13 protein-coding genes and 1 pseudogene are annotated in these 19,331 nt (G+C 55.4%); 5 read left to right on the top strand and 9 right to left on the bottom strand.

Annotation, left to right across the window (positions count from 1 at the left end; all coding sequences use genetic code 11):
* Window positions 1-59: 59 nt before the first annotated feature.
* Window positions 60-1,274, bottom strand: coding sequence for a diaminopropionate ammonia-lyase (gene dpaL / locus ABLV17_RS01935; RefSeq protein ID WP_228302372.1), 1,215 nt, complete (start codon window positions 1,272-1,274; stop codon window positions 60-62).
* A gap of 369 nt (window positions 1,275-1,643) precedes the next feature.
* On the opposite strand from dpaL, the gene ABLV17_RS01940 reads away from it, so the two are divergent.
* The 4 genes from ABLV17_RS01940 (at window position 1,644) to ABLV17_RS01955 (ending at window position 6,731) form a co-directional block, all read left to right on the top strand.
* On the top strand, window positions 1,644-2,105 hold the full coding sequence (locus ABLV17_RS01940) for an Lrp/AsnC family transcriptional regulator (RefSeq protein ID WP_045395698.1): 462 nt from the start codon (window positions 1,644-1,646) through the stop codon (window positions 2,103-2,105).
* Between the two features lie 176 nt (window positions 2,106-2,281).
* Entirely contained in the window at window positions 2,282-3,682 is a 1,401-nt protein-coding gene (gene asnS / locus ABLV17_RS01945; protein ID WP_308958946.1) for an asparagine--tRNA ligase, read from the top strand.
* A gap of 592 nt (window positions 3,683-4,274) precedes the next feature.
* Complete coding sequence (gene ompK35 / locus ABLV17_RS01950; protein ID WP_113374283.1) at window positions 4,275-5,354, top strand: porin OmpK35; 1,080 nt, start codon at window positions 4,275-4,277, stop codon at window positions 5,352-5,354.
* A gap of 186 nt (window positions 5,355-5,540) precedes the next feature.
* Window positions 5,541-6,731, top strand: coding sequence for an amino acid aminotransferase (locus ABLV17_RS01955; protein ID WP_045395708.1), 1,191 nt, complete (start codon window positions 5,541-5,543; stop codon window positions 6,729-6,731).
* A gap of 67 nt (window positions 6,732-6,798) precedes the next feature.
* Here ABLV17_RS01955 and ABLV17_RS01960 read toward each other — a convergent pair whose 3' ends face one another.
* From ABLV17_RS01960 to cmoM, 7 genes and pseudogenes are all read right to left on the bottom strand, one after another.
* A complete protein-coding gene (locus ABLV17_RS01960; RefSeq protein WP_015367455.1) occupies window positions 6,799-7,446 on the bottom strand; it encodes an MBL fold metallo-hydrolase in 648 nt (215 codons plus the stop codon).
* Between the two features lie 13 nt (window positions 7,447-7,459).
* Window positions 7,460-8,011, bottom strand: coding sequence for a YcbK family protein (locus tag ABLV17_RS01965; RefSeq protein ID WP_015367456.1), 552 nt, complete (start codon window positions 8,009-8,011; stop codon window positions 7,460-7,462).
* A 252-nt stretch (window positions 8,012-8,263) separates the two neighbouring features.
* A complete protein-coding gene (gene ldtD, locus ABLV17_RS01970) occupies window positions 8,264-10,060 on the bottom strand; it encodes a L,D-transpeptidase (RefSeq protein WP_087858142.1) in 1,797 nt (598 codons plus the stop codon).
* Between the two features lie 184 nt (window positions 10,061-10,244).
* On the bottom strand, window positions 10,245-14,693 hold the full coding sequence (gene mukB, locus ABLV17_RS01975; protein ID WP_047045610.1) for a chromosome partition protein MukB: 4,449 nt from the start codon (window positions 14,691-14,693) through the stop codon (window positions 10,245-10,247).
* On the bottom strand, window positions 14,693-15,397 hold the full coding sequence (mukE, locus tag ABLV17_RS01980) for a chromosome partition protein MukE (protein WP_015367459.1): 705 nt from the start codon (window positions 15,395-15,397) through the stop codon (window positions 14,693-14,695). The genes mukB and mukE overlap by 1 nt, the downstream gene beginning before the upstream one ends.
* Window positions 15,378-16,700: a chromosome partition protein MukF gene (mukF, locus tag ABLV17_RS01985; protein WP_087858143.1), complete on the bottom strand. Its 1,323-nt coding sequence runs from the start codon at window positions 16,698-16,700 to the stop codon at window positions 15,378-15,380. The genes mukE and mukF overlap by 20 nt, the downstream gene beginning before the upstream one ends.
* A pseudogene (gene cmoM, locus ABLV17_RS01990) lies at window positions 16,697-17,501 on the bottom strand (tRNA uridine 5-oxyacetic acid(34) methyltransferase CmoM). Before cmoM ends, mukF begins: the two are co-directional and overlap by 4 nt.
* A gap of 121 nt (window positions 17,502-17,622) precedes the next feature.
* Between cmoM and elyC the strand changes: the two are divergent.
* Window positions 17,623-18,402, top strand: coding sequence for an envelope biogenesis factor ElyC (elyC, locus tag ABLV17_RS01995; protein ID WP_348854061.1), 780 nt, complete (start codon window positions 17,623-17,625; stop codon window positions 18,400-18,402).
* On the opposite strand, the gene ABLV17_RS02000 is transcribed toward elyC, so the two are convergent.
* Window positions 18,379-19,272: a YcbJ family phosphotransferase gene (locus tag ABLV17_RS02000; protein ID WP_087858167.1), complete on the bottom strand. Its 894-nt coding sequence runs from the start codon at window positions 19,270-19,272 to the stop codon at window positions 18,379-18,381. The two genes, elyC and ABLV17_RS02000, sit on opposite strands and share 24 nt — an antisense overlap.
* Between the last annotated feature and the right edge of the window lie 59 nt (window positions 19,273-19,331).

The raw sequence follows: 19,331 nt of genomic DNA on the forward strand, positions 1-19,331 counted from the left end.
TGTCATACCGAGGGCTCGTAGGGTAGGTAAGATGGCCCTCTTGTTATTGCCGATGGCGATTAGCCATTACGGCCAAACCAGACGATGTCTTCATAGACATCCGGTGACGTGTCTCCTTCAGTGCTGATTAACAGGACCTGCGCATCGGCATTCAGGCGCAGCGCTTCGGCAAGTTCTCGGTATTCCGGCTGGGTCATCAGCGCATAAAGCACTCCCGCGCCGATGGCGCCGGATTCGCCGGAGATAAAGGGTTCATCGGTACCTGGCCGCGGCGCGGCCAGCAGGCGCATGCCGTTAGCGGCAAGACAATCATCGGCAGAGATAAAACAACGGGCATGGTCACGCAGCATCGGCCAGCTGGTGATATTGGGTTCGCCGCAAGCAAGGCCGGCCATTAACGTCGCCATGTCGCCGCCGACGCTGTGCGGTTGCCCGTCATTGATGGTTGCCGAACGGTACAGGCAGTTCGCTTTATGCGGTTCAAGGATCACTATCGTCGGCGCATCCTGCTGCATCTTCTCAACGAAATACCCCATAATGCTGCCGGCAAAAGAGCCGACGCCGGCTTGTAAAAACAGATGCGTAGGCATCCTGGCGCCGCTTTGCGCCAACTGCTGCCAGGTTTCAACGGCGAGCGTCATATAACCTTGCATGATCCAGGTAGGGATCTGTTCATAGCCCTGCCAGGCGGTGTCCTGCAGCAGTACCCACCCCTGCTCTTTGGCGGTTTTATCCGCCAGACGGACGGTATCGTCATAATTGAGTTCGGTTATTGTGCACTCAGCACCATGCTGGCGAATATTCTGCGCGCGTACCGGCGAGGAACCTTTAGGCATATAAACAACCGCCCGTAGCCCAAGCTGCTCCGCCGCCCACGCCACGCCGCGGCCGTGGTTGCCATCGGTGGCGGTGACAAACACAATATCTTTAATACGGGCTTTAATTTCTGGTGAATTAAGATCGCTAAAGCTCAAAGTATTAATATCGCGCCCAAGCTGTTCAGCGAGATATTTTCCCATCGCATAAGAACCGCCTAATCCTTTAAAGGCGTTAAGGCCGAAACGCTGCGCTTCATCCTTTATATGCAACGATCCCAGCCCGAGACGCTGGCTTAAATAATCCAACTTGCGCAGCGGCGTTACCCGATAGGCGGGGAATTTTTGATGGAATGCCAGCACTTCGTCGCCAACGTTTTCATTGAGCAGACTGAGGTCCACCCCCTGTTCATACGGCAGATGCCGGGCGTTGAGTTGATATTTAATCGTGTCCGTCATAAATAAACCTTTTATCCATATCGTCGTACGACGATGAATTAATCAACGACCAGCCCGGCCAAATAAAGGGCGCAGGGATCCGCGCGGCCAATAAAGAGATGGTCGAATAAATCGATGTATACCCGTCATACTCCAAGTTGCATGTGCGTTGGCTTTCTGCAACTCGAATTATTTAGGCAATAGAAATAACGTCAGTGGCTTTCTGTAGCGATTTCACGCTTTACCACTGTCTGAGATGGTACACTGCCGCCGATGGTTAAATGGCGCAAAATTGCCCATAGCTTCGCAATTTTCACTCTGATTCACCTCTATCACGCAACAAAGTTGCATACGTGAGGTCGATCACAGGTATTTAGGGCGACAAAGATAATGAAACTGGATAGTTGGGATAAAAAAATTCTCACCCTGCTACAGCGCAACAATCGCCTGTCGCAGCGGGAAATCGCCGATCGCGTCAGTCTTTCCGCTTCAGCGGTCAACCGGCGAATTGCCGCGCTGGAAGAGGCTGGCATCATTAAAGGCAGCGTGAGCGTGGTTGATGCCAGTAAAGTGGGCCGCCCAACCACCATCATGGTGCAGGTTACGATCGAGAATGAACGCCTTGACCTACTTGAAGAGGATAAACAGCGGTTTGTCAGTTGCCCGCAGGTGCAGCAGGTTTATTACGTCACCGGCGACTTCGATTTTCTACTGGTGATCAACGTCCGCGATATGGCGGAATACGAAGCCTTGACCCGTGAGCTCTTCTTTGCCTCGGGGAATATCAAATCCTTCCGCACCATCGTATCGATGCAAAACGCGAAGCAGGAAATGACGGTCATTATCGAATAATTCGCGTAAAAGAGGTAAACGGAAGGTAAAGAACGGCCCCGCGGCTAATTTATTTCCGAAATCCGCCCTCCCATGTGCGAATTCTGCTTGTCTGATGGAAGATGACAGGTAACATAGATATCCCCCCTCTGAAGGGGGAAACAGAATTTTTTATTGGACTACAAAGAGAGACTATTATGAGCGTTGTGCCTGTAGCCGACGTACTCCAGGGCCGCGTTGCCGTTGACAGCGAAGTCACCGTGCGCGGATGGGTGCGTACCCGCCGAGATTCTAAAGCTGGCTTTTCTTTCCTCGCCGTCTATGACGGTTCCTGCTTTGATCCTGTACAGGCCGTTATTAATAATTCTCTGCCCAATTACAATGAGGAAGTGCTGCGCCTGACAACCGGCTGCTCGGTTATCGTCACCGGCAAAGTCGTGGCCTCCCAGGGTCAGGGCCAGAGCTTTGAAATCCAGGCCTCCAGCGTGGAAGTCACCGGTTGGGTTGAAGATCCGGACACTTACCCGATGGCGGCGAAACGCCACAGCATCGAGTATCTGCGTGAAGTGGCGCACCTGCGTCCGCGCACCAACCTGATTGGCGCGGTAGCGCGCGTACGTCACACCCTGGCGCAGGCGCTGCACCGTTTCTTCGACGAACAGGGTTTCTTCTGGGTATCCACCCCGCTTATCACCGCTTCCGATACCGAAGGCGCCGGTGAAATGTTCCGCGTATCAACGCTGGATCTGGAAAACCTGCCGCGTAACGACCAGGGTAAAGTCGATTTCGATAAAGACTTCTTCGGTAAAGAGTCGTTCCTGACCGTTTCCGGTCAGTTGAACGGTGAGACCTATGCCTGCGCACTGTCCAAAATCTATACTTTCGGCCCAACCTTCCGCGCCGAAAACTCCAACACCAGCCGCCACCTGGCGGAGTTCTGGATGCTGGAGCCAGAAGTTGCCTTCGCGAGCCTCAACGATGTTGCCGGTCTGGCGGAAGCCATGCTGAAGTACGTCTTCAAGGCGGTACTGGAAGAGCGTGCGGATGACATGAAGTTCTTTGCCGAGCGCGTAGATAAGGACGCCATCGACCGTCTGCAGCGTTTTGTCTCTGCTGATTTTGCCCAGGTTGATTACACCGACGCCGTCACTATCCTGGAAAACTGCGGCAAACAGTTTGAAAACCCGGTGTACTGGGGCGTGGATCTCTCCTCCGAGCATGAGCGTTATCTGGCCGAAGAGCACTTCAAAGCGCCGGTGGTCGTGAAAAACTATCCGAAAGACATTAAGGCGTTCTACATGCGCCTTAACGAAGACGGTAAAACCGTCGCCGCAATGGACGTTCTGGCGCCGGGCATCGGCGAAATCATCGGCGGCTCCCAGCGTGAAGAGCGCCTGGATGTGCTGGACGCGCGTATGGCCGAAATGGGTCTGAATAAAGAAGACTACTGGTGGTATCGTGATCTGCGCCGTTACGGCACCGTACCGCATTCCGGCTTCGGTCTGGGCTTCGAGCGTCTTATCGCCTACGTAACCGGCGTACAGAACGTTCGCGACGTGATTCCTTTCCCACGTACGCCACGTAACGCCACATTCTAATCGCGTTTCGTAAAAACACTGACAAGGTCGGCGCAAGCCGACCTTTTTTTATGTCAATTTTCGTGAACGAATTTCAACAAACTTAAACATCAACCTTCACATTTCGTAATTATGTTACTCACTATTTCCTTACCCTTAGTACGTAGATTTCGCACCTTATGTTAAGACACAAGTGAATACGCTGATTGAATTGGCTATTTTTTAATCATTCTGCGCACGTTATGCAAAAATAGCGCCTGAGCGAAAATGGGACGTAATTGAGTCAAAAAATAATCAAATCTGGCTTTATCGAAAATATTCATAACTAATTCATATAGATATATATGAGAAGGTGACAATCTTCGCAAAGTGGAACGGAATTTTGATTGAGTTCACAAAGTTCCTAAAAATACATATTTAGTTACATGTTTTTTCTTTTTGTAACCAATTTACGATATTGGTAGCATTTTCCGGCTAGCGAAACGGCACCACCGATGGAAAGATGCCTTCAGACACCAAACTATCTTCAATAGTTCTGTAAATTTTCATTGACGGAATTTATTGCTGGCGGTGGCAAGTGTCATATAAAAAATATTAATGAGGGTAATAAATAATGATGAAGCGCAATATTCTGGCAGTGGTGATCCCTGCCCTGCTGGTAGCCGGTGCGGCCAACGCTGCGGAAATCTATAACAAAAATGGTAACAAACTGGATTTCTACGGAAAAATGGTTGGCGAACATGTCTGGACCACCAATGGTGACACCAGCAGCGACGACACCACCTATGCCCGTATCGGCCTGAAAGGCGAAACCCAGATCAACGACCAGTTGATCGGTTACGGCCAGTGGGAATACAACATGGATGCGTCCAACGTTGAAGGTTCCCAGACCACCAAAACCCGTCTGGCCTTCGCCGGTCTGAAAGCGGGCGAATATGGTTCATTCGATTACGGCCGTAACTACGGCGCTATCTACGACGTCGAATCCGCAACCGATATGCTGGTTGAGTGGGGCGGCGACGGCTGGAACTACACTGATAACTACATGACCGGCCGTACCAACGGCGTGGCCACCTACCGTAACTCAGACTTCTTCGGTCTGGTGGACGGCCTGAGCTTCGCGCTTCAGTATCAGGGTAAAAACGATCACGACCGCGTTGTTCGTAAACAGAATGGCGACGGTTTCAGCACCGCGGCAACTTACGCGTTTGATAACGGTATCGCGCTGTCCGCAGGTTACGCTAACTCCAACCGCAGCGCCGACCAGAAGCGTGACGGTAACGGTAACAAAGCTGAAGCATGGGCAACCTCTGCTAAGTACGATGCTAACAACATCTACGCCGCTGTCATGTACTCCCAGACTTACAACATGACGCCGGAAGAAGATAACTACTTCGCGGGCAAAACTCAGAACTTCGAAGCCGTGGTTCAGTATCAGTTCGATTTCGGTCTGCGTCCGTCCCTCGGCTACGTGCAGACGAAAGGTAAAAACCTGCAGGCTCGCGGCGGCTTCGGCGGCGGCGATGCGGACCTGGTTAAATACATTGAACTGGGTACCTGGTACTACTTCAACAAAAACATGAACGTGTACGCGGCGTACAAGTTCAACCAGCTGGACGACAATTCCTATACTCGTGAAGCTGGCGTTGCCACCGACGACCAGGCTGCGGTTGGTATCGTTTACCAGTTCTAATCTGTAGTACACCCCTTCGTGATATGCCTAAAAAGCAGGACTTCGGTCCTGCTTTTCTGCGTTACTAAGACGAAGATCGTAACTTGCAAAAACCTTCTCGCTTTTTGTCGCAAACGGTTGGCAATTTGTAAATCTACCGTTACCCTGATAGCGGATTTCCCTCAGTAATCACAATGGAACCTCGTCATGTTTGAGAACATTACAGCCGCCCCTGCCGACCCTATTCTGGGCCTGGCCGATCTGTTTCGTGCCGATGACCGCCCAGGCAAAATTAACCTCGGAATTGGTGTTTACAAAGATGAGACAGGTAAAACACCTGTTCTGACCAGCGTAAAAAAAGCCGAGCAATATCTGCTGGAAAATGAAACCACCAAAAACTACCTCGGTATTGATGGTATTCCGGAGTTTGGTCGCTGCACTCAGGAGCTGCTGTTCGGTAAAGGAAGCGCAATTATCAGCGATAAGCGCGCCCGTACCGCCCAAACCCCAGGCGGCACCGGCGGCCTGCGCGTAGCGGCTGATTTCCTTGCCAAAAACACCGACGTTAAACGGGTATGGGTAAGCAACCCAAGCTGGCCGAACCATAAAAGCGTTTTCGGCGCAGCCGGGCTGGAAGTGCGTGAATACGCTTACTACGATGCCGCTAACCACCAGCTTGATTTCGACGGTCTGCTGGCCAGCCTGAACGAAGCGCAGGCGGGCGACGTTGTGCTGTTCCACGGCTGCTGCCACAACCCAACCGGTATCGATCCGACGCTGGAGCAGTGGCAGCAGCTGGCGCAAATGTCCGCCGAAAAAGGCTGGCTGCCGCTGTTTGACTTCGCCTACCAGGGCTTCGCCCGCGGTCTGGAAGAAGACGCTGAAGGCCTGCGCGCGTTTGCCGCGCTGCATAAAGAGCTACTGGTCGCCAGCTCTTACTCGAAAAACTTCGGCCTGTATAACGAGCGCGTTGGCGCCTGTACGCTGGTTGCCGCCGATCAGGACACCGTCGATCGCGCGTTCAGCCAGATGAAAGCGGTTATCCGCGCCAACTACTCAAACCCGCCGGCGCACGGCGCCTCGGTGGTGGCGACGATTCTCAGCAACGACGCGCTGCGCGCCATCTGGGAACAAGAACTCACCGATATGCGCCAGCGTATTCAGCGCATGCGCTTACTGTTTGTGAATACTCTGCAGGAAAAAGGCGCCAGCCGCGACTTTACCTTCATCACCAAACAGAATGGGATGTTCTCGTTTAGCGGCCTGACCAAAGAGCAGGTACTGCGTCTGCGTGAAGAGTTCGCTATTTATGCGGTCGCGTCCGGGCGTATCAACGTTGCCGGCATGACGCCTGATAATATGGCGCCGCTGTGCGAAGCCATCGTCGCGGTGCTGTAATTCTCAGCCCTGACGCATAAGAAAAAGGCCGCAAACGCGGCCTTTTTTACTTCCTTGAGGTCAGGCATTACCAGACCGGCATTTCATCCTGCAGGAACGGATTATGCAGGCGCTCATATCCCAGCGTCGATAACGGGCCATGACCGGGGATAAACGTCACGTCGTCGCCCAACGGCAGCAGTTTACGTTTAATCGCATCAATCAGTTGTCCATGGTCGCCGCGCGGGAAGTCGCTGCGCCCTACTCCGCCTTTGAAAATCACATCGCCGGAAATCAGCAGACGAGAGGCATCGTCAAAGAAAACCACGTGCCCCGGCGTATGGCCAGGACAGTGCAATACCTGCAAAGCGATATTGCCGACGGTCACCACATCGCCTTCATTCAGCCAGCGGTCCGGTTGCAACGGCTGACACTCATCCAGCCCGAACATGCGGCTTTGCGCCGGCAATCCTTCCAGCCAGAACTCATCTTCTTTTTCCGGTCCAATAATTGGCACACCGTAATGTTGCGCCAGCTCGGCTGCCGCGCCGACGTGATCCAGGTGACCATGCGTCAACAGGATCTGCATCAGGCTGACGCCTGCCGCCGCCACTTCTTCCTTGATGCGCTCGGCATCGCCGCCAGGATCGACCAGAGCGGCAAGCCGGGTTTGTTCACACCAAATTAAAGAACAGTTTTGGGCGAACGCCGTGACCGGAATAATACGATAGTTCATGATGCTCCTTTCGTTACCAGTGCCGTACCGGACCGGTATCAATATGCACAAAGTTGCTACGTGGGTAGTATCCTACACCACCTGAGCGCATAGATAACGCCGCTTTGCGAATATTGCTTAAGGCAACGCCTTCAATGTGGAAATCCATCGCCTGGCCTTTGGTGTGATAGCTGTGTTTCGCTACACCACGGCTTCGTGCGCGAAGTTCATCGTTGGTATCAACGGAGCGATAACCGGAGATGAGCTGGACAGGCTTGTTGGTGCCGAGTAGTCCCTGCAGGCGGTAAAGCTGATCGAACAATCCTGGGTCAATAGACTTAATTTTGTTCGCGCGGAAATCACGGAAAAAGTGGTTAAGTCTTGCTAATTCATCCTGAATATAGCCTCTACCATCGAAAAACTCCGCCTTGAGTGATTCACCGGTGTGCAGGTTATTCAGCGTCAAAATACGCGGTCGGGGGGTCGAGAGGGTGGCAAATGCCGGCGCAGGGAGAATGGCGGCAGCACCGAGGGCAGCGCCACCCAACGCCAGCAATCTGCGGCGATTAGCGTCAAATTTGTCCATGATAATCAGGTCTACAGGTAAATGAATCGTAATATACTTTTCCGCTAAAACATTTTTGGCTGGGTCGTATTGACCGCCGCAATACATTTTTGCGGATTATATGTATATGCACTTCTGGCGCACGAAAGGCACCTTACCGGGCATTATTGCCAACGTCAAGGCAGCCTCACCCCAGGAAATACGGGCCTTGTAGACGACCATGGCCCGATTTCGTTCAGTGCTAGGACAACATTTTTCGCAGAACTACTTCATTTACCTGATTAATTGTTCCGCTTTTGGCAGAATTTGTGCGCTGGATCGCGCGGTGAGATCGTAATTGTAAATATCTGTTCGATATTGTGTACGTCCATCAGCGCCAACAAAGGCGGTCAAATAATATAAATTAACCGGAATATTTTGCCGAATATTGACGTAGCGCGTATCCCCCTGCTTCAGCGCGTCGGAAATGCGTGAATCATTCCAGCCAGCATCCTGCAATAGCATATTCGCCAGTTCAGAGGCTTTATTGACGCGAACGCAGCCAGAGCTCAACGCGCGAACATCTTTCTGGAACAGATTGTGGTTCGGCGTATCGTGGAGATAAATAGCATCCGAGCTTGGCATATTGAACTTATAACGTCCCAGCGAGTTGCGCGCGCCCGGCGCCTGCTGGAAACGGAACGGTAGATTCTTCTCGGTGATGGTAGACCAATCGACACCATACGGATCGATAGCTTCTTTGCTGTTCCAGCCGCGCATCAACGTATAGCCATGCTGCTCCAGATAGCCCGGATTGTTACGCACCTTCGGCAGAATATCTTTGCGCGCCAGCGTCGGCGGCACGTTCCACGGCGGGTTGACTACCACGTTGTTCAACGCGCTGCTCATCATCGGCGTTTTACGATCCGGACGACCGACAATGACTCTCGATGCCAGCACCTGACTGCCGTCCTGGTAATAGACCAGCGAGAACGCCGGAATATTGACCATGATGCCGGTGGACAATTTACTCGGTAACAAACGCAGACGCTGGATATTCAGCGCCAGTACGCCGGCACGCTGCGCTGAAGAGACGTTCAGCCAGTCGCGGGTGGACTGGCCGATGACGCCATCAGCGCCCAGCCCTTGCCAGGCCTGAAAGCGCTTCACGCCTTCTACCAGTTGGCGATCGTAAACGCCGCGCGCGGCAGGTTTTGCTTTCGATTTCGGTTTCGCCGATGGGCTTACCACATCGCCCGGTAGGGCGATTTTCGCCGAATCATCCAGCATGCCGGTACGCTGCAGAATTTCACGCAGCGCGCCAATATCGTTGCTCCACTCGCCCGGACGCAGCGAGGCATTACTGGTCAGCTGCGGCCACGGACGGTTATCCGCCACCAGCGTCAGCAGCGCCTGATGCATTGCTTCATATTGTGAATGTTGTGGCGCCAATCCGGCAATAAACTGCGGTAGCGAACCGTTATCCAGCGCCAGCTGCCACTGGTTAATCACCGACAGCGGCGGCGTCGCCATTTTGTACGGCGTTGAGCCATACAGCCAACGGTTCCCCTGCATCGGAATACCGCTAATAAAATGCAGATATCCCATCATGGCGTCGGAGAGTACGACATCGCGAGCCATGCCGCTGATGGACGGGTCCGTGAGTAAGCTTACCCATGTGGTGAACTGCGGCTGGAAGCCGGCGATAGCGACCTCTGCCAGCTGCTGCTGGAAGGCCTGTACCGCATCGCGGTTCTCCCACATGGGTTTCATGTCGCGGGCGGCGTACAGCGCCACCAGCGGGTTGATATAAACCGGGTGATAACCCGACGGCAGCATGGCCTCGATTTCAGCGCGGCTTTTCGCCACGGCATCCGCCGCCAGCGGCTGCTCGCCGGCCATTTGCGCGACCGCAACGGACTGCCCGTCGCTTTGGACTAATGCCGACGAAAGATCGCCCACCGTCGCAGAGCTGTCGGTGGGTATAACTTCAGGCTCTGCGGCCTGAACATTAAACAGTGGAGCAAATGCAAAAGCCAGGCTCAAGCTGAGCACCGACAATTGTCGACCATACCGTTTCTTTAGCAACATCCCTTGCCCCCTGTTAACACATTGCTGCCCGCCTAATGGGGCTTATTCTCAGTATATAAAGGCGAAAACGCTTTTGCCTTACCAAATGTAAAGAAGTTTAAAGGCTATACCCTGTTAGCGTACTGTACAGAAAAACAAAAAGGGCGACAAATTGTCACCCTTTTTCCTATTAATCGACGCCCTTTCAGGAGGCGTCAGCGGTCCCAGGCAGCGCTTCCGGTACCGGCGCGGCAAAACCGCGCAGACCGACAACGTGTACGTGTTCGTGATTATTGAACACTTTACGCACCAGTTTATAGGTGGTGCCTTTTTCCGGACTGATATTTTCCGGGGCCGCGATAATCAGCTGCATCTCCAGACGTTCACACAGTTCGAACAGCGTAGCGATAGAGCGGGCATCAAGACGCGCTGCTTCATCGAGGAACAGCAGACGGCAAGGCGAGATATCCTTCCCGCGCAGACGACGGGATTCATCTTCCCAGCTCTGCACCACCATCACCAGAATCGACATCCCGGTACCGATCGCTTCACCGGTCGACAGCGCACCGGACTCCGCGCGCAGCCAGCCGTCTGAACCACGGTTAACTTCCACTTCCATCTCCAGATAGTTGCGGTAGTCGAGCAGTTCCTCGCCGATGGTTTGCGGCGTACGTTGCCCCATGTCAATCTGCGGATTCAGGCGCTGATACAGTTTGGCCAGCGCTTCCGAGAAGGTCAGGCGATTGCTGTTAAACAGATCCTGATGTTGCTCATGCTGTTCAGACAGTACATCAAGCAGCGTCGAGTGGGTCTCGCGCACGTTGACGTTCAGACGCACGCTGTTGACCTGACCGAACGATACGCTCTGCAGCCCCTGGTTGAGCATGCGAATACGGTTCTGTTCACGCTGGATGGTCTTGCGAATGATATTCGCCACGCTGCGGGAGCTGATCGCCAGCTTCTGTTCACGGTTGGTCAGCTCTTCGGTCAGACGGCTGAGTTCGATTTCCATCTGCTCGATCGCTTCTACCGGATCGTCAGTGCGAATAATATCCTGGCGGATTCGCTCGCGCAGATGCTGATAAACGGCAACGAAGAACTGAATTTTGCGCTCCGGACGTTTCGGATCTTCCGAAATACGCAGGACGTCGCGCAGGTGTTCGTTATCGGCGACCGCCAGACGCAGCGCGCCCAGCGCCTTATCCGACATCGAACGCAGTTCGTCGGCGGAGAGATAGGCCAGCTCGCGGCGGTGAAGACGACGTTCCACGCCGTTGTCTTTCACCAGACGCATCACCGCGCACCATCCCGCTTTAGCGCTCACTACCTGCTCGCGCATTTCGCAGTAATCGCGCTCCAGCTTGCGCAGTTTGCGGGTCAGGTTGTCCATCTCCGCTTCGCAGAAGGTCAACGCTTTCTCCAGCTGATTACGGCGGGAGCGGTTGTTGCTCAGCTGCATATGCAGTTCATCACGACGCGCACGCGCACGCTCTTCCGCGCCGGCATCGGCGCGCACGCCGATATCCTGCAGCTCTTTATACAGATCGTTGAGCAGCTCTTTCTTGGTGTCATACGAGCTTTTCAGCGACGCCAGCACCTGGTTGTACTGGTTCAACTGCGCAACGTGGCTACGCATTGCTTCGCGAGCGCGGCTACGCTCGGATTCTGCTTGTTGCAGGCGCTGGCGCAGCTTCTCGTTGAGATCGCTATTGCCGCTGAGCATCTCCGCCGAGTCAGAATAGCTGAAGTGGGCGCGACGCTGCACGACTTCCGCCAGCGCGAAAGCCTGCTGGCGCGCATCGCGCTGGATTTGCTGCGAATAGGCGTAATCTTCTTTCAGCTGCTCGAACTGCTCCGGGTCGCTCTGCAGTACCGAGACGATCGGTTCCAGTTTCGCCAGCTGATTGCCATGCTGCTGGATAAAGCGCGCCGCTTCCTGCGCTTCGTCCAGACGCTCCTGGATTTCATCTACGCGATCGGCCAGCGTCTCATCGGCCAGCAGATTCAGGCGCGGCAGCAGGCGGTTAAGCGCCGACACGCCCTCTTTCGCCTGCTCGTACTGGACGCGGTTCTGTTGGTTATCGCTTTCATGCGCATTCAGCGCGCGCTCGAGTTCGCCGCGGCGGCTGTTGAGTTTGCGGATCTCTTCTTCCGGGTCGTCATCAAAGGCAACCGCCAGATGGCTACCGATGAAGCGGCTGAAGGCCTGATGCAGGCGCTGCGTTTTCTGCACGTCAAACGACAGCGTAGCAAAACGCTCGGAGAGGCTTTCGCGCTCTGCGTGCAGCGTTTCGATGCGGTTTTCACGCGCGGCGCGGCCAAACAGCGGCAGCGTCGGGAAGCGCGAATAGCGCCACTGGCGGTCGGCAATTTTCACTACCACCGCTTTTTCCAGCTCATCGACGCTGAAAACGCTGTCATCGAAGGACTGCGGATCGCCTTCGATCAGATACAGGTCTTCCGGGCAATCTTCCAGCCCTTCGAGCTGCTCCGCCACCTGTGACAGATCCGGAACCACGATCGCATGGCGCGATGGGCCATAAAGTGCGGAGAAGTACGGGGCATCTTCGAGGCTAACGTCGTCGTAGATTTCCGACAACAGCACGCCGCCAAAGCGCTCTGCCAGCGCGTTCAGACGAGGGTCTTCAGAACCGCCCGGCTGGCTGAGACGCTCGATTTCTTCGTCGATGGCGCGCTTGCGGGCGCCGACTTCATCACGCTCAACAATTGCTTCGCGCTCGCGCTCCAGCAGTTGCTGCAGGTACTCGGTGACATCCTGGCTTGATTCAAACTGCTCGCCGCTCTGCTCGCACAGCTGGTTGAGGCTGTTTTGCGCCGCCAGCCAAATCGGCGCCCGGCGCATCAGCGTCTGGGTACGCGACTGCAGCTGTTCCAGCTCCTGACGCAGAGCCATGCGCTGTTCCTGAGCGTTAGAAACGCTATCGGCTAACGAAGCGATGCGCGCTTCCAGCTCCTGATGCAGCGTTTCCAAATCGTCGATATCGTAGCGTTTGCCCTGGCGCTTACAGAACTCGGCCAGCTGGCGCTCGGCGTCCTGTTGTTCACGCAGACGCTGTTCCAGCTCGTTGAGACGGCTACGCAGCCCATGAGCCTGCTCCGCCAGGTGGCGCTGGTTGACGCCGTCGCGTAATAATTCACGCGCCACATCCCAGGCTTCATTACGCGCCAGCGGACCGTTGATCGCCGCAACAAGCTGATACGCTTGTTCAAACTGGCTGTGCGCGGTTTGCGCCACGCTCATTTTCTGTTCCAGCGACAGCATTTTTTCCGTCGCTTCCAGCTCTTTCGCCTGGAAAGTTTCCAGCCATTCGTCGGCGCTGTCGGCGGTTAAATCCGGCAGGTGACACAGCGCACGCGCGCGTTCCAGCGCCTGTAGCGCCTGATTGTATTGAATGGCGCGAGTCTGCTGCACGTCGAGCGCCTGCTGGTAATCGGCGAGCTGGCTTTTCAGCTCATCCACTTCCAGTTCGGCGGCCTCGGCGCGGGCTTCGTTTTCTTCCTGCTGGTCGGCGGCTTCCGCCACCACTTCATTTTGCTCTTCCAGACGAATCTGCAGTTCGTCGAGATCCGCCTCGTAGCGCTCGATTTTTTCTTGCTGACGCAGGGCGGTTTGTACCAGGTTCAGGTGATCGCTGGCGGCCTGATAATCAGCTTCCAGATCGCCTTCTGCGCCGTTGTGTTCCTGCAGCTCGCGCGCCATATCGACATGTTTGTACTGCTCTGCCGCCAGCTGCGAACGCGAGGTAAAGAGCTCGCGACGGTACTCCAGCGCTTTATCCAGATGGATTCGCCGCTCGTTGGCGTGGCGCATGTAGTCCGCCGCCACGTAGTTGGTGGCTTCGCTGATAAGGTGCTTAAACAGATCGCGATCGGACTGAGTAACGCGAATCGCTTCCAGGGTCATACGGTTTTCACGCAGCGCCGCTTCCATATCCTGGAACGCCTTACGCACGCCGCTGTTCTCCGGCAGCAGGTAATCGCGCAGGGAGCGGGTAATGGTGCTGGAGATCCCGCCGTACAGCGAGGCCTCAATCAGGCGGTAGTATTTGCTACGATCGGATGCTGAACGCAGACGACGCGCTACCACGCCCAAATCAAACATCAGCGAGTGATATTCGGTAATCGAGTTAAACTGTTTGAACTGCACCCCTTCCATGGCGTCGAGCTTGTCTTTCAGCTCGTTGAGGCTCACGACGCGCGCCTGGCGCTCGTTGAGCGTTTCGGTCAACAGTTGGGTCGGCTGGATCGAAGTTGGCAATCCCTGGATGGCAAATGGCTTAATATCGACTTTACGATCGCGCCCGGCAACCTGCTGCAGACGTACCCCGACGACCACGCGCTGGTGGCGTGAGTTGATCACATCGAGCACCGAGTAACAGACCCCAGCGCGCAGTTTACCGTGCAGGCCTTTATCGCGCGAACCGCTGGTGGCGCCCGCTTCGGTGGTGTTACGGAAGTGCAGCAGGGTTAAATCCGGGATCAGCGCCGTGACGAAAGCCGCCATGGTGGTGGATTTACCTGCGCCGTTGCCCCCGGAAAGGGTGGTTACCAGCTCATCAAGATCGAAGGTCCGGGCAAAAAAACCGTTCCAGTTAACCAGCGTCAGCGAGCGAAACTTACCGCGTTCAATCATTATTCTTCCTCCCCGCTATCCGGCTGATTCTCTTCATTCTCATCATTGAGCTGCAGGTGATTCTCCAGCGCCATCGCTTCACCGTCGCGGATCATGCGCAGCTGCGCTTCGCGCGGATCGTCGCCAACGCGCACGTCAGCGCCAAAGCGGAACACCGATTCGGTGATGCGGAATTTACTGCTGTCGTGGCCCATAAACCACACCATGCCGAGGCGGCGCAGGCGGTTGAGGGACGCGCGCATTTTTTCCTGCAGCTTCTGGCGGTCGAGGTCGGAACCGGTGGAACGGTTGTTCACCAGCTTCAGTAATTTACTTTCGTCCGCCAGCGTCAGCAGCTCATCGTAGAGCTCCTGCTGGGTGAAGATGCCTTCATTAGCCAGACGTTCGGGGCTGAGATAGAGGTAGCAAAGAATTTTGCCGACCATCATATCCAGCTCTGACAATACCGAGCGCGGGATCAAGGTCGTGGAGCGCGGGCGCAGGTAGAAGAACCCCTCCGGCGCGCGGATCAGCTCAACGTTGTAGCGAGCGTAAAACTCTTCCAGGTAATCCTGAAAATCCATCAAAAATGCGTGATTATCCAGCTCATCGAGGCCAATGTGACGGCCTGCGCGCAGGGCGCTATCCAGCGCCGGAAATAACGGATTGGCCAACGCCTGCGCCAGCTTAGCTGGCATCACTTGTTCAATATTTGTCAATGACATGCGCCTGTACCTTGGCTCCGTAATCATTAATCGGCTGCCATTTTGCCGGCAGTCCGGTGAAATCTGCCTGGGCGACGCCCAGCTGTACCGCCTGGTCAACAACGATTCGCGCGACGTCAAAGTGACGCGCGCGCGGATACTGCGCCAGGAACTCTCGCGCCACCAGGCCGAGATCCAGCGGCATACCCTTCTCTTTGTAAACCACCAGCTGCGCTTCAATCAGCGCGGCCAGCTGCTCGCGAATTTCGTTGAACTCTTCGAATTCGAGGTCTGCCGGCAGCTCGCCGGTGACTTCTTCATCGCGCAGCGCCATCTCTTCATCGCGCATATCCAGCAAACGGTCGGCGCTAGCGTAGGTCAGCGCCCACGGAGCATCGAAGTAGGTCTGCACCGACTGACGCAAACGCTGGGCGAAAACGCGGTTTTTATCCATATCGATGGCGGTACGGATAAATTTATGTACGTGACGATCGTAACCGATCCACAGGTCGATAGCCTGTTGGCCCCAGCTGACGATACGGTCGAGCTTGCTTTGCAGGTCGAACACCAGACGGTCGACAAAATGCAGATCGTCGCGCGCGATGGTGGCGTCCTGGATACGCAGCAGGTTGGCCTGCAGCTTGTCGCCCGCCGCATCCAGGGTATCCTGCAATTCGCGCAGGGTGCCGGAGGTTTCGGACAACAGCAGTTCACAGCTGGAAATCGCCGCGCGCCAGTCTTTGTTCAGCAACTGGGCGATATCATCTTTCACCTGCTGCTGCTGCTCATCCATGATGCGTTGAGTCAGATCGATACTATCGAAGATTTCCGCCACCGAATATTTCAGCGGCGCAAAAACGTTGCGATGCCAGTGGAATTCATCGCCGCCCTCATCCGCGGAATCTGCCGCCCGCTTCAGTTCGCCGGCCACAATCGACAGCTGCATCGACAAACGCAGGGTAGAAAATTCGCGCTGGCGAATGTAGTAGTCGGTAATGCCGATACCTAACGGCGTCAGGCGGTAGATCGCATTCCCTTCCGTTATTTCGCTGGTAAAGCGGTTCAGCAGACGCTGGCGCACCATATCGTTGATGGCGTTATTGGCGCGCTGGCTGATGGTTTCGCTGGTCTGCTCAAACGCATCACTAACGTGGCGGAACGCGTCCACCAGTTCTCCCTCGGTCATTTCCCCTTCCAGCCGCTCGCCGTTCAGCGTGGCGACAGCCAGCAGAAAAGAGAGTCTGTCGACCGGCAGCGAGATGGAAAAATCATTTTTCCTGGCCCAGGCAACCAGTTCGGGGACTGTCTGGGAAAATTCACTCATAGTTTATCCTTGCATCTGCGGCTGTGCGCCTGGATCTTTCTTAAGCGCGGTGACATGAATATAGCGGCCCAGGCTGATATACGGCTCCTGGCGACAGTAGCGCGTTTCCAGCTCCAGCAGCGCCGCAAAGCTGTCATGCTGTTTACGTTTCTCACGCAGATAATCATGAAACACCCGCACGCCGGTTTTACCGGTTATCTGCCAACCGAGATCTTCCAGCCAACCGTAAACCTGCTGCGGATCGCGCGGATAATCCGGCGATAGCGTGCGTTTTTTCTTTTTCGGCATGCCAATTTGCACGTAGTCGAAGTTTCCGGCGACCATATTGTGCATCAGCAGGCCGTTAGCATTGTAGAACATTAACGACAGCGCGCCGCCTGGGCGCAATACCGACCACAGCGTGCGCAACATTTCCTGCGGTTCCGCGACCCACTCAAGCACCGCATGAAACAGTATCAGATCGACGGGGCTTTCCAAATGCTGAGCAATATCCTGCGCCGCGCATTGTACAAAATGCATGTTGTCGATCACACCTTTATCGCGGGCGGCCTGCTGAGCACGCGCCACCATTTCGGCGGAAAGATCGCATAGCGTCACGTGATGGCCTAATTCCGCGACGCGGATCGCCGTTTGCCCTTCGCCGCCGCCGGCATCAAGCACCCGCAACGGCCCTGGCCCCATCTGCGTTAGCAGCGGTTCCAGATCCTGCCAAAGGATCGCCTGGCGCAGTTGGCCCTTGGTGGTGCCATAAATATTGCGCGAAAACTTTTCAGCGATGTCATCAAAATTGCGATCCTGCACGGACGACTCCACAAGCCAACACAAAACCGCTATTTTGTCATACCCACGGCGATAATGAAGCGATCTGTTATAAGATCCACGCAGAACTTTGCTTATATGGTTAAAAAAGGAACCATTTGGGATGCTTTTCACACTGAAAAAGGTATTGGGCGGCATGATGCTGCCGCTTCCTCTGCTGTTATTGCTGATGGCGATCGGCATCATCCTGCTATGGCGCAGCCGTTTTCAGAAAACCGGCAAAGCGCTGGTTACTCTGAGCTGGCTGTTGCTGGCGCTATTAAGCCTGCAGCCGGTGGCTGACGGGTTGTTAAAACCGATCGAGAAAAGCTACCCGACCTGGCGCGGCGGCAAATCCGTTGCGTATATTGTGGTGCTGGGCGGCGGTTATACCTGGAATCCACAGTGGGCGCCAAGCTCGAACCTGATCAACAACAGTCTGCCGCGGCTGGCTGAGGGGATACGCCTGTGGCGGGAAAACCCAGGCGCGAAAATGATCTTTACCGGCGCGGCGGCCAAAACCAACCCGGTTAGTACCGCCGAGGCGGGGGCGCGCGTCGCCGAAAGCCTCGGCGTACCGCGTAGCGCGATTATCGTCCTTGACCGACCAAAAGATACCGAACAGGAAGCGGCTGAAGTCAAAAAAGCCATCGGCGCGGCGCCATTCCTGCTGGTGACGTCCGCCTCGCACCTGCCGCGAGCGATGATATTTTTCCGCCATGCCGGACTGAATCCGTTACCGGCGCCTGCCAACCAGCTGGCGGTGGAATCAGCGCTTAACCCCTGGGAGCGCGCCCTGCCGTCACCGTATTGGCTGATGCACAGCGAACGCGCGATTTACGAGACCCTGGGACGAAGCTGGCAGTGGCTGAAGGGAGCGTCAGGCGATCCAGGGCAGGATTGATTTCGCGGCAAGCGAGAAACGGGCGCGATCGAAGCGCCCGGTATTCACCAGACTTTCGACTTCATCCCATAGCTGATACAGCCAACGCCGCCAGACGAAAGACTCCGCGACCGGCGCCCGCTGCAGGTAGCGCCAGAGTAACTGCTCCCCTAACCCGCCGTCGGCGAGGCGGAACAGTTCGTACTCGCGCGGCGCCCACAGCATCATCCCCGGACCGACCATCGCCAGCAGCTGATCGCTGCGCGCGTCTTTGAGCATACTACGTAGCGTAAAGCAGCCATGAACCAGCACGCAGTTATCGCTAAAATCACTAAACAGCTGCGGCAGGCTCTCACGACTGCGGAATAAAATGCGCTTATCCTGCATCGTCAGCCCGGTGTCGTGATAGAGGTTGAGCGTGCTCCACAGCATTTCTACCCGCTGGCGATACCAGTGAGGCCAGAGGTTTTCCTGAGTGCTATCGACCATCCCCACACAGCCGCCGCTATCGTGGCGATGCCACGCCAGTAACCCTTCGACAATCTGATCCTGCAGCTGCTCCCACCGCTCGGGCGTACGCGCCGGCGCTTCCACTGAAACGCCGCGTAACCGTTCAATCAGCAATACGTCAGGTCCAGGATGTTCTTCATGCGTCATGACGCCGTATACCACCGGCATACGAACGGTGCCGCTACGGGCAAGCAGCGAAATTTTCCACGCCAGCTGGCGCGCTACGCCGGGCGTAGTAAAGCTTTTCGCCAACAGCGGCATTGGGTTTCCCTGCGCATCATACAGCGACCATAGCGCTGACGAGGGTTTCTCGCTAACGCACTCCACGCGACTTAGCTTCTCGCCAAGCAGGTGGCTCAGTTCGGCTCGCAACTGTTCCATCATAGATACCCTCATGAAAACTACTGTTTTCATAATGAGCGTATGGGGGCGACTTGTCA

The sequence above is a fragment of the Klebsiella sp. CN_Kp091 genome (assembly GCF_040065095.1).
In the GTDB taxonomy this organism is placed as follows: Bacteria; Pseudomonadota; Gammaproteobacteria; order Enterobacterales; family Enterobacteriaceae; genus Klebsiella; species Klebsiella aerogenes.